The sequence below is a fragment of the Methylotenera sp. N17 genome (assembly GCF_000799155.1).
Classification (GTDB): domain Bacteria; phylum Pseudomonadota; class Gammaproteobacteria; order Burkholderiales; family Methylophilaceae; genus Methylophilus.
Genome location: NZ_JUGE01000001.1, coordinates 112,809 through 127,900, shown reverse-complemented (window position 1 = coordinate 127,900; position 15,092 = coordinate 112,809). Strand labels below are relative to the sequence as shown.

General features: G+C 47.2%; 12 protein-coding genes. 9 read left to right on the top strand and 3 right to left on the bottom strand.

What is annotated here, in order from left to right:
• Positions 1-52 precede the first annotated feature (52 nt).
• A complete protein-coding gene (locus tag FG11_RS00715; RefSeq protein WP_020183713.1) occupies positions 53-3,169 on the bottom strand; it encodes an efflux RND transporter permease subunit in 3,117 nt (1,038 codons plus the stop codon).
• An 11-nt stretch (positions 3,170-3,180) separates the two neighbouring features.
• Complete coding sequence (locus tag FG11_RS00710) at positions 3,181-4,368, bottom strand: efflux RND transporter periplasmic adaptor subunit (protein ID WP_047532552.1); 1,188 nt, start codon at positions 4,366-4,368, stop codon at positions 3,181-3,183.
• Between the two features lie 193 nt (positions 4,369-4,561).
• Here FG11_RS00710 and FG11_RS00705 point away from each other — a divergent pair, with 193 nt between their 5' ends.
• The 9 genes from FG11_RS00705 (at position 4,562) to FG11_RS00665 (ending at position 14,657) form a co-directional block, all read left to right on the top strand.
• On the top strand, positions 4,562-5,197 hold the full coding sequence (locus tag FG11_RS00705; protein ID WP_025223692.1) for a TetR family transcriptional regulator: 636 nt from the start codon (positions 4,562-4,564) through the stop codon (positions 5,195-5,197).
• 147 nt (positions 5,198-5,344) lie between these two features.
• Positions 5,345-6,388: a tRNA dihydrouridine synthase DusB gene (gene dusB / locus FG11_RS00700; protein WP_020183710.1), complete on the top strand. Its 1,044-nt coding sequence runs from the start codon at positions 5,345-5,347 to the stop codon at positions 6,386-6,388.
• On the top strand, positions 6,388-6,621 hold the full coding sequence (locus FG11_RS00695) for a helix-turn-helix domain-containing protein (RefSeq protein ID WP_020183709.1): 234 nt from the start codon (positions 6,388-6,390) through the stop codon (positions 6,619-6,621). The genes dusB and FG11_RS00695 overlap by 1 nt, the downstream gene beginning before the upstream one ends.
• Before the next feature lie 114 nt (positions 6,622-6,735).
• A complete protein-coding gene (gene purH / locus FG11_RS00690; RefSeq protein WP_047532550.1) occupies positions 6,736-8,319 on the top strand; it encodes a bifunctional phosphoribosylaminoimidazolecarboxamide formyltransferase/IMP cyclohydrolase in 1,584 nt (527 codons plus the stop codon).
• 50 nt (positions 8,320-8,369) lie between these two features.
• On the top strand, positions 8,370-9,638 hold the full coding sequence (gene purD / locus FG11_RS00685) for a phosphoribosylamine--glycine ligase (protein WP_047532548.1): 1,269 nt from the start codon (positions 8,370-8,372) through the stop codon (positions 9,636-9,638).
• A 15-nt stretch (positions 9,639-9,653) separates the two neighbouring features.
• Positions 9,654-10,586, top strand: coding sequence for an oxygen-dependent coproporphyrinogen oxidase (gene hemF, locus FG11_RS00680; protein WP_020183706.1), 933 nt, complete (start codon positions 9,654-9,656; stop codon positions 10,584-10,586).
• Entirely contained in the window at positions 10,583-11,899 is a 1,317-nt protein-coding gene (locus FG11_RS00675; protein ID WP_047532546.1) for a M18 family aminopeptidase, read from the top strand. Before hemF ends, FG11_RS00675 begins: the two co-directional genes overlap by 4 nt.
• A 63-nt stretch (positions 11,900-11,962) precedes the next feature.
• The gene (locus FG11_RS00670; protein WP_020183704.1) at positions 11,963-13,294 is read left to right on the top strand and encodes an alanine/glycine:cation symporter family protein; all 1,332 of its coding nucleotides are present in this window, start codon (positions 11,963-11,965) and stop codon (positions 13,292-13,294) included.
• A gap of 13 nt (positions 13,295-13,307) precedes the next feature.
• Complete coding sequence (locus tag FG11_RS00665) at positions 13,308-14,657, top strand: sodium-dependent transporter (RefSeq protein ID WP_047532544.1); 1,350 nt, start codon at positions 13,308-13,310, stop codon at positions 14,655-14,657.
• 58 nt (positions 14,658-14,715) lie between these two features.
• Here the strand turns inward: FG11_RS00665 and FG11_RS00660 are convergent, their stop codons facing one another.
• Positions 14,716-15,039: a c-type cytochrome gene (locus tag FG11_RS00660; RefSeq protein WP_020183702.1), complete on the bottom strand. Its 324-nt coding sequence runs from the start codon at positions 15,037-15,039 to the stop codon at positions 14,716-14,718.
• Positions 15,040-15,092: the final 53 nt, after the last annotated feature.

The following is a 15,092-nucleotide window of genomic DNA, read 5'->3' as shown; positions in this document are numbered from 1 at the left end:
ACCGTTTCCTTTGTTATTAGACATCACTTGTTTTTTAAACATCACCTGTTCTCTAAACATCACCATGGTGTCTCACTGTATTTTGGTTACTTAACCACGTGAAGAACAACGGGATGAAAATGGTAGCCACAAACGTAGCCAACAACATCCCACCCAACACGCCGGTACCCATAGATTGCCTTGCTGCAGCACCTGCACCTGTTGCAAATACTAGCGGGATAATCCCTAAGATAAAGGCCATTGACGTCATCACAATCGGTCTAAAGCGTAACCGTGCGGCTTCTAGTGCAGCTTCTGCAATCGGCATGCCCTCTTCCATTTTTTGGCTCGCAAACTCCACAATCAGAATCGCGTTTTTCGCCGCCAAACCAATCAAGGTAATCAAACCAATCTGGAAGTAAATATCATTGGTCATGCCGCGTGTAAGCACTGCAGTTAAAGCACCCGCTAGCGCAAACGGTACCGCCATAATCACAGCCAGTGGCAACGCCCATGTTTCAAACTGTGCTGCCAAAATTAAGAACACCATGATGATGGCAAAGCCAAAGGCAAATAGTGCCGCTGAACCCGTACGTTTCTCTTGGTACGCTTGGCCTGTCCACGCAATTTGGTAACCATCTGGCAAATTCGCTTTGGCAATACGTTCTACTGTTTCAATCGCATCGCCTGAGCTAACTCCTGCAGCACCACCGCCAAACACTTTGGCAGATAACAAACCGTTATAGCGCTCTAATTGCTCAGCACCCACAATGTTTTTGACCGTGCTAAGCGCAGACAACGGGATCATGTTGCCATTAGGACTCTCAGCAGTTGGCTGGCTACGCACATACACTTTGCCTAAGTCTTCTGGCTTCATCCTAAACTCAGGCTCCGCTTGTAGCTGCACACGATATGTACGGCCTGTACGGTTAAAGTCATTCACATAAAACGAGCCCATCGTACTTTGCAATGTCGTGTAGATATCTGCAATTTTCACATTTTGTGAAATCGCCTTAGCTTCGTCCACCTCAATCATTAATTGCGGCACTGTCGGTCTAAAGAAACTGTTGATACCAGTCAGCGTTGGATCAGCACGCATCGCGTCCATAAAGTTGTTCATCACAGCTGCCAACTTAATTGGATCAGTATCGCGCTGGCTTTGTACATAGACCTCAAAGCCACCTGCAGAACCCAAACCACGAATCGCAGGCGGGTTCACGGCAAACGCCATACCATCTGTCTGACTCATGCCAATACCAAATAATTTACCCACAATGTCATTAGCCGAGGATGTACGCTCTTTCCAATCGGTCATACGCACAAACATCGTTGCAGCATTGGTTTTGTTGGCACCTGTGAGCAACTCAAATCCATTCACTGCAAACTCATGTGCCACCGCAGGGTCTTTTGCAATTTCCGCACGAATATTCTCAGTCGTTTTAACTGTACGCCCCAAGGTTGCACCATCTGGCATGACCACGACTGTCACCACATAGCCCTGATCTTCCGCAGGCACAAAGCCACCTGGCACTATTCTGAACAAAAATACAACCGCTGCAACTATCGCAGAAAATACAATGGCACCGATAATTTTGTGGTGTAACGTCAGGTTAACCGTGTTTGTATAAAACTTAGTCAGCCCGCCAAAACCTTGGTTAAACTTTCTAAAGAAGGCATTTTCGCCATGCGATTTTTTCAAAATCATCGCGCACAGTGCAGGCGTTAACGTTAAAGCCACTACGCCAGAAATCACCACTGCAATGGCAACGGTTACTGCAAACTGACGATACAACTCACCAGCAATACCACCTTGGAACGCCACAGGCACAAACACTGCGCACAACACCAGCACAATCGCCACCACGGCAGCAGACACTTGTTGGATTGACTTAACCGCTGCTGGGAATGGATCTAAACCTTCCTCGGACATCAGGCGTTCCGTGTTTTCCAACACCACAATCGCATCGTCCACCACAATACCAATGGCCAAAATCATGGCAAATAAGGTCAGCAAGTTAATGGAGAAACCAAACATATATAGGCCAGCGAATGTACCAATCAGCGAGATAGGCACCGCAATCAACGGGATTAACGTTGCGCGCCAGCTCTGTAAGAACAGGAACACGACCAATACCACCAACACCAAGGCTTCACCAAAGGTTTTGAATACCTCTTCAATCGTTGCCTTCACAAAGTCACTGGTATCATAAGGAATTGTTGTTTCTATCCCCTCAGGAAAGCGCGGTCTTAACTCTTCCGTTTTCGCTTTAATCGCTGCAGCAGTATCTAACGCATTTGCACCGTTTTGCAAGAAAATGGCCACGGCAACGCCTGGTTTACCATTGAGCGCAGAGGCTACATTATAGGTTTGTGCACCCAACTCAATCCGTGCAACATCTTTAAGATACAACACACCTTTCGGGCCATTGGCACGCACAATAATATTGGCAAATTCAGCAGGATCTACCAGACGACCTTTAGCTGTCACTGTATAGACGATTTGTTGATCGGCAGGTGCTGGCTCTTGCCCAATTTTACCCGCCGCATACTGATTGTTTTGTGCGTTAATCGCCGCTGCTACATCACTTGTGCTTACGCCAAGTTGCGCCATACGATCTGGTCGTAACCAAATACGCATCGCATAATCTTGACCACCAAATACGGTGACATCGCCAACACCTTTTACACGCTTATATTCGTCCACAACATTTAGCGTGGCATAGTTACTTAAAAATAAGCGGTCGTGTTTTGGATTTTTAGAAGTGAACATCGTCACTAACAGAATATCATTCGATCTTTTCTGTACGACTACGCCGTTTCTTCTCACCTCTTCTGGCAAGCGCGGTGAAGCAATATTCACACGATTGCTCACGTTAAACGTCGCTTGGTCCACGTTAGTACCTACTTCAAAGGTCGCAGTAATTGTCAACGTACCACTGGAGTCTGCACTAGAGTTAAAGTACAGCAAATTGTCTACGCCACTGAGCTGCTCTTCAATCGGTGCCGCAACAGTTTTAGTGAGTGTATCGGCACTTGCCCCTGGATAGGTGGCCGTAATCATCACCGTAGGTGGTGCAATTTGTGGATATTGTGCAATCGGCAATTGGAATGATGCTGCCAAACCTGCCAGTACGATAATAATCGACAGCACCGAGGCAAAAATGGGCCTTGTAATAAAGAACTTGGTCATGAATCGTTACCTTATGCAGAAGTTTTAGCTGGTGCTTTAGCTGAAGTTTTTGGATTTGCCGCAGGGGGCTCACCCAATGGATGTGGGTCCACAGGCGCACCTGGTCGTACCTTAATTAAATTATCGGCTAATAATTTATCGCCTGCTTTTAGGCCACTTAAGATCACCCAGTTTTTACCTTCCCAGCCGCCTTCTTGGATAGGTCTTACTGCTGCAATTGTTTTGCCTGAAGCATCTTTTTCTGCCACATAAACAAACTTGCCTTGGTCACCAGTTAATACCGCTGTTTGCGGGATGATAAATACACCATCACGTGTACCAGTGGTCACACGTGCACGCACGAATTGACCTGGCAATAGACTACGGTTGGTATTCTCAAATACCGCACGCAGTTGCTGCGTGCCTAATGCCGGGTCAATCTCACTCGCTGAGAAGTTTAACTTTCCTGACTCAGGAAAGTCAGTACCATCAGGCAACACCAATTGAATGTTTTTTACGTTACGGCTAGTTAATTGACCGCCCAATGACGCTAATTCAGAATCGGACAAACTAAAGCGTACCCAAATTGGAGACAATTGAACGATAGTAGTGAGCAGACTTGTATTCGCTGATACCAATGCACCCTCTGAAAACTCGAAACGCCCCGCGATACCACTGGTGGGTGCCGTTACACTGGTATAGGAAAGGTTGAGCTTAGCCTCGCGCAACATCGCTTCGTATTGCAGTAATGTCGCAGAAGCGACAGAATTATCAGAAAGCGCATTGTCATATTCACGCTGACTAATCGATTGCGTATCTAACAAACCTTTTAAACGGTCTGCTTCACGTTGCGTTTGTGTAATGCGTGCTTTTTGTTGCGCTAATTGCGCTTCAGCCTGTTGCACCGCAATTTGGAATGGCACCGGATCAATCAAGAACATGGTTTGACCCGCTTTAATCGGCTCACCTTCTTGGAACATCTTCTTCAGCAGTATGCCGCCTACTCTTGGGCGCACTTCCACCTCTTTTGCACCTTCAGTCTGTGCCACAGCTTCCGCCCGAATTGGAACAGAAGTCGGTTGCACTTCAATGACACCTACAGGCAAGGCTGGCATTCCACCAGCAGCAGCGTCTTGTTTTTGTTGACCACATGCTGCAATCAGCGTGCTGAGCATGACTGCCAGTAGTGTGTGAGTGTATTGCATTGTTCTTTTTGCCATAGCTGCCTCTAGGTGAATGCCTTGATGAAGTTTAAAATATTAGTTTAATTAAATTGCTTGCATACATACAAGCATGAATGTATATTATATACAAACATGAATGTATGTAAATAAGTTTTTGTACGTATTTTGAAAAAAGTGTCGCAAGCCACTCAAAACGTACACATTTTTAATATCGAGCACACAGTATATTATGGTACGAAAAACGAAAGAAGACGCAGAAATCACTCGCCAGCGTATTATTGACGCTGCCCGTGAAGTATTTTTGACAAAGGGTGTGAGTCGCACCAGTCTAGAACAAATTGCCTCGCATGCCGGCGTTACACGCGGCGCGGTCTATTGGCACTTTGAAAACAAGTCACAACTATTCTATGCATTGCGTGAGCAGGTGTTTCTACCACTGATTGATCGTATGGACGATACGCTGCTCGCAGATATCGACAAAACAAATGATCCAGTGGCGGATCCGTTGAAACGTATTGAAAATTTTCTGCAAGGTACTATTCAAATCCTCAACGATCACCAAGAAACTCGCCAAACCTACGAAATCATGATGACTAAGTGCGAATATGTGGATGAATTTGCCACGGTATTGCAACAAATCTTGAATAACTGCTCTGGTATGGTAGATAAACTAGAACAGGTATACGCAAGAGCGTTACAAAAAGACCTGATCAATCCAACACATAGCCCAATCCAACTTGCCATGGATACGCATTTGTTCTTTTCTGGCTTATTACATATGTGGGTCAAAGATACTGATGGCTCTCGTTTCAGAAACCAAGCACACACCCTCATCAGCTCGCACGTTAATCTCCGTAGAAAGTAAGTCCTTACTGATTGAATTTTAAATGTTTTTTAAAGTTGCATTCTGTCACGGCCATTCAACAATTTCGTCACAATAATCACTAGAATGGGTTTCCACACCCCGCAATTGCGTATAAAATAGGCAGCTTTTCCACACTGCCAAATTTGTATGCAAATTGGTTCGCACATCCTTAAAAATAATTTAGTCGTTGCCCCCATGGCAGGCGTGACAGATCGCCCTTTCCGCCAGCTGTGCAAAAAAATGGGCGCAGGCTTGGCCGTGTCTGAAATGGTGACGTCCAACTCCTTATTATATGGCAGCGAAAAAACACGCCGCCGCGCCAATCATGAAGGTGAAGTAGACCCAATCTCTGTGCAGATTGCTGGTGCTGACCCCAAAATGATGGCCGAAGCAGCCAAATACAATGTAGATAACGGTGCGCAAATCATTGATATCAACATGGGCTGCCCAGCCAAGAAAATCTGTAATGTGATGGCAGGCTCTGCGCTATTAAAAGATGAGCCATTGGTGTCGCAAATCCTTAAAGCAGTAGTCAATGCTGTGGATGTTCCCGTCACGCTGAAGATCCGCACCGGCTGGGACAAGCAAAATCGCAATGCCATTGCCGTGGCCAAAATGGCCGAAGATATTGGCGTTCAAGCGCTGGCTATGCATGGCCGAACCCGCGCATGCTTATATATGGGCGATGCAGAATACGATACGATTGCCGCCGTTAAACAAGCCATCAACATTCCACTCATCGCCAATGGCGACATTACCACCCCAGAAAAAGCCAAATTCGTTTTAGATTACACTGGCGCCGATGCCGTGATGATTGGCCGCGCCGCGCAGGGACGCCCTTGGATTTTCCGTGAAATAGAGCATTACCTACTCACAGGCGAACACATGTTGGCGCCTACCGTAGATGAAATTCACACAGTCATGCTTGAGCATATACATGATTTGTATGATTTTTATGGCGACCTCACTGGCATGCGTGTGGCGCGTAAGCATATCTCTTGGTACACAAAGGGCCTAGCCGGCTCAGCCAACTTCCGCCATCACATGAACACCTTACAAACCATCGAGTTGCAGTTAAATGCAATTGATGATTTCTTTAATGAACTCAAATCAAAACACGAGCGCTTGGTATACGCAGACACGGATACCGACGAGCACACCACAGTATCTAGCGAGGCAATAGCGGCATAATGGCAAATATCTGCAAACTGAGTGACGCGATTAACGAGTCGCTAGATGAGTACTTTGTGCATTTGGATGGCCAACCGCCACACGCGATCTACGAGATGGTACTGGGCTGCGTTGAAAAACCGATGCTTGAATATGTCCTCAACAAGGTGGGGGGCAATCAAAGCAAAGCCGCTGAGATGCTAGGGCTCAACCGCAATACCTTACGTAAAAAAATGGCGGAATACGGCCTGTAATTAACACAAACTCGCAAAACCAAGAACATGAACACACGGCTGGTAGCCAATACCTAGCTGCGATGATTCAGGCAAGCAAACACCCATTTATCATTAGTCTCACGGAATCCATCAATGGCGATTATTAAACGCGCGCTCATCAGCGTATCAGACAAAACCGGTATTATTGAATTTGCACAGGCACTTAGCCAACTGGGCGTAGAGTTACTCTCTACAGGCGGCACAGCCAAGTTGTTTCGTGACAACAGTATCCCAGTCATCGAAGTGAGTGACTACACCGGATTCCCCGAAATGCTGGATGGCCGCGTTAAAACGTTACATCCGAAAGTACATGGCGGCATTTTAGGCCGCAGAGATTTACCAGAACACGTGCAAGCCATGCAAACGCAAGGCATTCCAAATATCGACATGGTCATCGTGAACCTCTACCCGTTTGAGGCGACCGTGGCCAAGGCTGATTGCACCTTAGAAGAGGCGATTGAGAACATTGATATTGGCGGCCCAGCCATGGTGCGCTCAGCCGCTAAAAACTGGAAAGATGTTGCTGTGCTCACTGATGCCAACCAATACGCCGATGTATTGGCCGAACTCAAATCTACTGGTGCGCTATCGCAACAAACCACATTTGCTTTATCCGTTGCCGCGTTTAATCGCATCAGTAATTATGACGGTGCAATTTCAGATTACCTGTCTTCATTCAATACAGATGGCACACGCAACCCTTTCCCAAACCAAGTGAACGGTCACTTTGTCAAAGTGCAAGATCTACGCTATGGCGAGAACTCACACCAGCAGGCTGCGTTATATCGCGATTTGTATCCAGCGCCCGGCTCACTGGTTTCTGCGGAACAACTGCAAGGCAAAGAACTCAGCTATAACAACATTGCAGATGCTGATGCCGCTTGGGAAACCGTTAAATCGTTTACTGGTGTTGCCTGCGTAATCGTCAAACATGCTAATCCATGTGGTGTTGCCTTAGGTGCGACGACACTTGAGGCGTACCAAAAAGCATTTAAAACTGACCCGACCTCTGCTTTTGGCGGCATCATCGCGTTTAATAGCACGGTGGATGGTACTGCCGCAGAGGCGGTTGCCAAACAGTTTGTTGAGGTACTGATTGCGCCCGACTTTACGGCTGAAGCCTTAGCCATATTTAAAGCCAAAGCTAATGTACGCGTATTAAAAATCGCGCTGCCAAAAGGTGGGAAGACTGCTTGGGAAAATGGCCGTAACGCTATGGACTCTAAACGCATTGGCTCCGGCATATTATTGCAAACCGCAGACAATCACGAGCTTAGCCAAGCCGACTTAACAATCGTCACCAAAAAGCAGCCGACACCACAGCAACTCAGTGATTTATTGTTTGCGTGGAATGTGGCGAAATATGTGAAATCGAATGCAATTGTGTTCTGTGGAGATGGCATGACCTTAGGTGTAGGTGCCGGGCAAATGAGTCGCGTGGACAGTACAAAAATTGCCGCCATCAAAGCACAAAACGCTGGCTTGAGTCTGCAAGGATCAGTGGTCGCTTCCGATGCATTCTTTCCATTCCGTGACGGTGTAGATGTGCTGGCCGATGCAGGCGCGAGCTGCGTGATTCACCCAGGTGGTAGCATGCGTGATGATGAAGTGATTGCCGCAGCCGATGAACGTGGTTTGGCCATGGTAGTGACTGGCATCCGCCACTTTAGACATTAAAAACTATAGCGCAAACACACCAGTGTGATTTGCCGATTGAAAGTAAACATATGAAAGTATTAGTCATTGGTAGCGGTGGTCGTGAGCATGCATTGGCATGGAAAATCACGCAAAACAAAGAGGTCAGCCGCGTGTATGTGGCGCCTGGCAACGCGGGCACAGCCACTAATCCTGATATGGTGAATGTACCGATTACTGCGGTAGATGCCTTGGTAGATTTTGCTATTCAAGAACATATCGCGATTACAGTAGTGGGACCGGAAGCACCGCTTTCACAAGGTGTGGTCGATGCGTTTCGCGCCAAAGGCCTGAAAATTTTTGGCCCAACCAAAGCTTCGGCACAGTTAGAATCCTCTAAAGATTACGCCAAAGCCTTTATGATGCGCCATCACATTCCAACAGCAGCCTACGGCACATTTACCGATGCGGAAGCTGCACATACTTATGTGCGTGCGCAAGGTGCGCCTATCGTCATTAAGGCCGATGGTTTAGCGGCTGGTAAAGGCGTAGTGGTCGCCATGCATGAAGATGAAGCACATGCTGCCATTGATATGATGTTGGGTGACAATAAGCTGGGCGCCGCTGGCGCGCGCGTGGTGATTGAAGAGTTTTTAACCGGCGAAGAAGCCAGCTTTATGGTGATGGTCGATGGCAAAAACATCTTACCGTTAGCCACCAGTCAAGACCACAAACGCTTGTTAGATGCTGACCTTGGCCCCAATACCGGAGGCATGGGTGCCTACTCACCCGCACCTGTTGTCACACCAGCCATCCATGCCAAAGTGATGCGTGAAATCATTAAACCCACCGTAGAAGGCATGGCCAAAGATGGCATTCCTTACACTGGATTTTTATATGCAGGGTTAATGATTAGCCCCAATGGCGAAGTGAAAACATTAGAATTTAACTGCCGCATGGGCGATCCGGAAACTCAACCTATTTTAATGCGCTTAAAGTCTGATTTCTTAACGCTGGCTGAACATGCCGTTGCCGGTACGCTGGACCAAGCAGAAGCAGAATGGGACAGACGCTTTGCATTAGGCGTGGTGATGGCTAGCGCCAACTACCCAGATACGCCAAAACTCGGCGATGAAATTACCGGTCTGCCCAAACAACTGGAAGATGCCTATGTATTTCATGCAGGCACCACCTTAAAAGATGGCGTAGCCGTGACCAGTGGCGGTCGCGTATTGTGTGTCACGGCATTAGGTGAAACCGTTAAGTTTGCGCAGCAACGCGCTTATCAAATTACAGAAGGCATTCATTTTGAGGGCGCACAGTACCGTAAAGATATCGGCTATCGTGCCGTCAAAGGCTAGAAAAACACTTACGCTATGATTGATCCGCAAGCGGTTTTTGAATATCTGCAAAGCCTACAAAGTAAAATTGTAGAAGCCATTGAACTGGTCGATGGCAAAAACTTCTTGCAAGATAGCTGGCAGCGCCCAGAAGGTGGCGGCGGCAACTCTTGTCTATTAGAAGAAGGCAATGTATTTGAGCGCGCCGGCGTAGGCTTATCTCACGTGATGGGCAACAAACTGCCGCCATCTGCCAGCTTGGCACATCCAGAAGCAGCGGGCAGAACATGGGAAGCCATGGGTGTTTCTTTGGTATTTCATCCGCGTAATCCATTCATTCCTACAGTGCATATGAATGTGCGGTTCTTTGTGGCAAAAGCCCCTAGTGAAAACAACGAAGCCGCCTCACAATCAACAGAAGATATCTGGTGGTTTGGCGGCGGCATGGACCTCACACCCTATTATGGCTTTGAAGAAGATTGCGTGCATTTCCATCGCACCTGTCGCGATGCACTTGCGCCTTTTGGCGAAGCACTCTACCCAAAATTTAAGCAGCATTGCGATGAGTACTTTCATTTGAAACATCGTAAAGAGCCGCGCGGCATTGGTGGTATTTTCTTTGACGACTTCAACGCATTGGGCTTTGAACAAAGTTTTGCCATGCTGAAAGCGGTGGGCGATGCATTTTTAAACGCCTATCTACCGATTGCACAACGCAGAAAAGATACGCCATATGGTGAGCGTGAGCGCGACTTCCAAGCTTATCGCCGTGGGCGCTATGTCGAATTCAATCTGGTATTTGACCGTGGTACCTTATTTGGTTTGCAGTCGAATGGACGCACTGAATCTATACTGCTTTCTATGCCACCGATTGTGAAATGGCGTTACGATTGGAAGCCAGAAGCTGGTACACCAGAAGCAAAACTTTATACAGACTTCCTCATCGACAAACAGTGGGTGCAGCCATGACGCTTCAACTTAACATCACACCCCAAGCCAAGGCCTCCGCGCAAGCGCTTCTCGATTACATCGACATCAGCCCAAGCCCATGGCATGTAGTGGCAACCACGGCAGCCATGCTTAAAGCCAACGGCTTTAAGTCCTTACGTGAAAACGAACCTTGGCAATTTAAAAAAAATGGACGCTATTTTGTAGTACGTGATGGCGCGTCTATCATTGCTTTTGTGCTCGGCAAACAACCTACCGCCGAGGCAGGCTTTCGCATGGTGGGCGCACATACCGATTCCCCGGGGTTGCGTATCAAACCAAAAGCAGCGCAAAGCAATGAGGGTATCGCGCAACTTGGGGTGGAAGTCTATGGCGGCCCGATTCTCGCTACATTTACCGACCGTGATTTAAGTTTGGCAGGCCGTGTGAATGTAAGAAATGGCAACGGCTTTGATACCCATCTGATTCAATTTGACCAATCTGTAGTGCGCTTACCCAACCTAGCCATTCATATGAATCGGGAAGTCAACGACAAAGGATTAGTACTCAACAAGCAAACCGGCCTACCATTAATTTTTGGCTTATCGCCTAATCATGAAGAAGCCTATGCCTTATTTACCAATAAAATCGCGCAACAATTAAACATCGCAACCAAGGATATCCTTACCTGGGATTTGAATGTCTACGACACCCAAAAAGGCAGTTTCTGGGGCGTGGATGAAGATTTTATTGCCAACAGCCAATTAGACAATCTGGCTTCTTGTCATGCCGCTTTATGTGCGTTGTTGGACACCCACGATCAAGAGGCCACCGCTATCTGCGCTTTATTTGACCATGAAGAAGTGGGCAGTGAGAGTGCGACCGGTGCTGGCGGTAGCTTCATGCAAGATATTATCCAGCGCATATGTAGCGCTACCGACACCAATGAAGAGGGTCGATTGCGCGCGTTGGCCAATAGTTTCTTTATCAGCGCCGATATGGCACACGCTTTTCACCCGAATCACGCTGGCGTGTACGAACCATGCCACCATGTCAGAGTGAATCAAGGCCCTGTCATTAAAACCAACGTCAACCAACGCTATAGCACCAACGCAGATACCGCTGCACATTTTATCCAGCTATGTGAGCGCGCAGGCGTGCCGTACCAGCAATATGCACATCGCACTGACTTAGGTTGCGGTAGCACGATTGGCCCTATCATCGCCTCTCGCTTAGGTGTTGCCAGTGTGGATGTAGGCAATGCCATGTGGGCGATGCATAGCGTGCGTGAAAGTGCTGGCGTGGCCGATCACTTATCTATGACGACCGTACTGGCACATCACTTTAAGAGCTAAACCAGCATTCACTATCAATCTGGCGCCATTTGTGACTATAATCCGTTAAAAAGGGAGCCATCCATGCAAGCTATTGAACAACTCGTCGCCACGTTATCTAGTATTGTATGGGGGCCTGTTATGCTGACCTTATTGGTCGGCACCGGCTTATATCTCACCATCCTACTGAAAGGCATGCAATTTCGCGCACTGCCCCACGCCTTTCGCCTGATTTTCCAAAAAGATCATCACCATGAAGGTGATATTAGCCATTTTGCAGCGCTGATGACTGCACTGGCAGCGACTGTCGGTATTGGCAACATCGTTGGTGTAGCAACCGCCATTACCATGGGCGGCCCAGGCGCCGTGTTTTGGATGTGGGTCACCGGTCTGGTTGGCATGGCCACTAAATACAGCGAAGCTGTGTTGGCAGTAAAATACCGCGAAAAAGGCCCGCATGGCATGCGTGGTGGTCCCATGTATTACCTTACACATGGGGCAGGCCTGCCTTGGCTAGGCACATTATTTGCCATATTCACAGCCTGTGCCGCATTTGGTATTGGTAACATGACGCAAGTGAATGCCACTGCCAAAATATTTGAGGCTACATTTCATATCCCCGTAGTCACTACCGGCATTGTGTTGACTTTATTGACCGGACTAGTGATTTTAGGAGGCATCCGCAGCATCAGTAAATTTACGTCGTACTTAGTTCCGGTCATGATTGCAATTTATGTGGGATGCAGCTTGTTTGTGTTGGCACTCAATGCCAGTGAAATTCCACATGCATTTGGCTTAATCTTTTACCATGCCTTCAATCCTGCTGCAGCCACTGGCGGATTTGTCGGTGCCACTATTGCCGCTGCCATGCGTTATGGTATTGCTCGTGGCGTTTTTTCCAACGAGTCCGGACTAGGCTCGGCTCCAATTGCAGCCGCAGCCGCGCGCACTAACGACCCAGTCAAGCAAGCTTTGGTGAGCATGACACAAACGTTTATTGATACCTTAGTGGTTTGTTCTATGACCGCTTTGGTCATCCTCACGGCCAATAGCTGGACACAAGGCGTTGGCCCAGCTGAGCTCACCAGCGCCAGCATGGCTGAAACCTTAGGCCCTGCCGGCAATGTGCTAGTTGCTATCTCTATTGCGTTATTTGCTTACTCCACTGTTATCGGCTGGAATTATTATGGCGAAAAAGCGATTGAATTTTTGTTTGGGCCACGCGCGATTAAAATCTATCGCGTGGTATTTACGATTGCAGTCATGGTAGGTGCTGTCACCAGCTTGGAATTCGTGTGGAACTTCTCAGACCTGATGAACGGTATGATGGCGATTCCTAACCTCATCGGCTTATTGTTGCTATCAAAAATCATTAAACAAGAAACAGACCGCTACTTCTCAAGTAAGGAAAAGTAACAAGGAGTTTTTAATGCAGCATCGTGGTGCATGGAAAAACCGTTGGACCTTTATGCTCGCCACCGCTGGCTCTGCCATTGGGCTAGGCAACATATGGAAGCTGCCTTATATGATTGGTGTGAACGGTGGTAGCGCATTTGTGCTGGTGTTTATTGCTTGTATTTTCTTTGTGGGTATCCCACTGATGATGACCGAAATCATGCTCGGTCGCCGCGCACAAAAAAACCCGTTTAATGCCATGCAACAATTGGCCTTAGAGGCGAATGCTTCTACCTATTGGAAATACCTTGGTGCTGCCGGCATGCTAGCCGGAGTGCTGATATTAGGCTTTTACAGCGTAATTGGGGGCTGGGTGCTCAGCTATATCGCTGTTTCCACGCAAGGTACTTTTCACAATATTTCTGCCACACAATCCGCTCAGAATTTTGAAGCACTCCTTAACAGCCCAATCACGCTCATTTTCTGGCATAGCCTGTTTATGGTAATGACGATGAGCGTCGTTGCACGGGGAGTAAGCGCTGGTTTAGAAAAAGCCAATAATATTTTAATCCCTGCATTATTTGCGATTCTGCTCATATTGCTTGGGTACAGTATGTCAGTGGGTGATATGCATGCAGCTTATCAATTTATGTTTACCTTTGATTTCACAAAAATCACACCCGTGGCAGTGCTTTCTGCACTCGGACACGCATTCTTCTCATTAAGCTTAGGCATGGGTGCTGTGATGGTGTACGGTTCCTATCTGCAACGCAATGTTTCTATTGCCAAAACCACCATCTACATCGCGATTGCCGACACCATGCTAGGGTTATTGGTTGGTCTGGCGATCTATTCACTTGTATTCGCAAATCATCTTGCGCCTAATGCGGGGCCCGGACTGATATTCCAAACACTGCCTATCGCATTTGGTCATATGCCCGGTGGCAGTTTTATCGCGGTATTGTTTTTCACGCTGGTGGCCTTTGCAGCGTGGACATCCGCCATTTCTTTAGTAGAGCCAACGATTGCTTGGGTTGTGGAGAACACGCAAGTCAAACGCACACATGCTACATTGGTCTTGGGTATTGCCATCTGGCTATTAGGTATCGCGGTATCACTCTCTTTTAGCACGTGGAAAACAGTCACCATCATATTTGGCTTAGGTATTTTTGATACGTTAGATAAATTAACATCGACCATCATGCTGCCACTGGGTGGATTAATGATGGCCATTTTTTCTGGATATGTAATGAAGAAAAACCACTTACAAGATGAGCTAAACCTGAAGCGGAAGGCCTATCAAATCTGGACAGTCACCAATAACTATGTTGCTCCTATCGCCATTTTTGCCGTATTTATCTACCTACTCGGGCTGGTGAGTTAAGTGAATAGACAATAAAAAAGCCAGCTGAAAAGCTGGCTTTAAAATTCGTCGTGCTAAATTACAGTGATAATACCCATTGTACGATTGTTTTGATGTCGTCGTCTTTCACTTGTGGGCTATTGGCTGGCATAGGCATAGGACCCCAAACACCGCTACCACCTTTTTTCACTTTTTCTACTAATTTAGCTTCTGCAGTTTTGTCGCCCTTGTATTTGGCAGCAACATCTTTGTAAGATGGGCCTAATACTTTTTTATCGATACTATGGCAAGCTAAACAGCCACTTTTTTGTGCAAGTGCTTTAGCGGCTTCTGCATCTGCAGCATTGACCTGACCAGCTAATAACATGGTGGCCGCCGCGATTGTTGATAATAAAACTTTCATGCTATCTCCTTGAATTACCGTTAAATTTATATTACATCTGCAATATTTTTTGC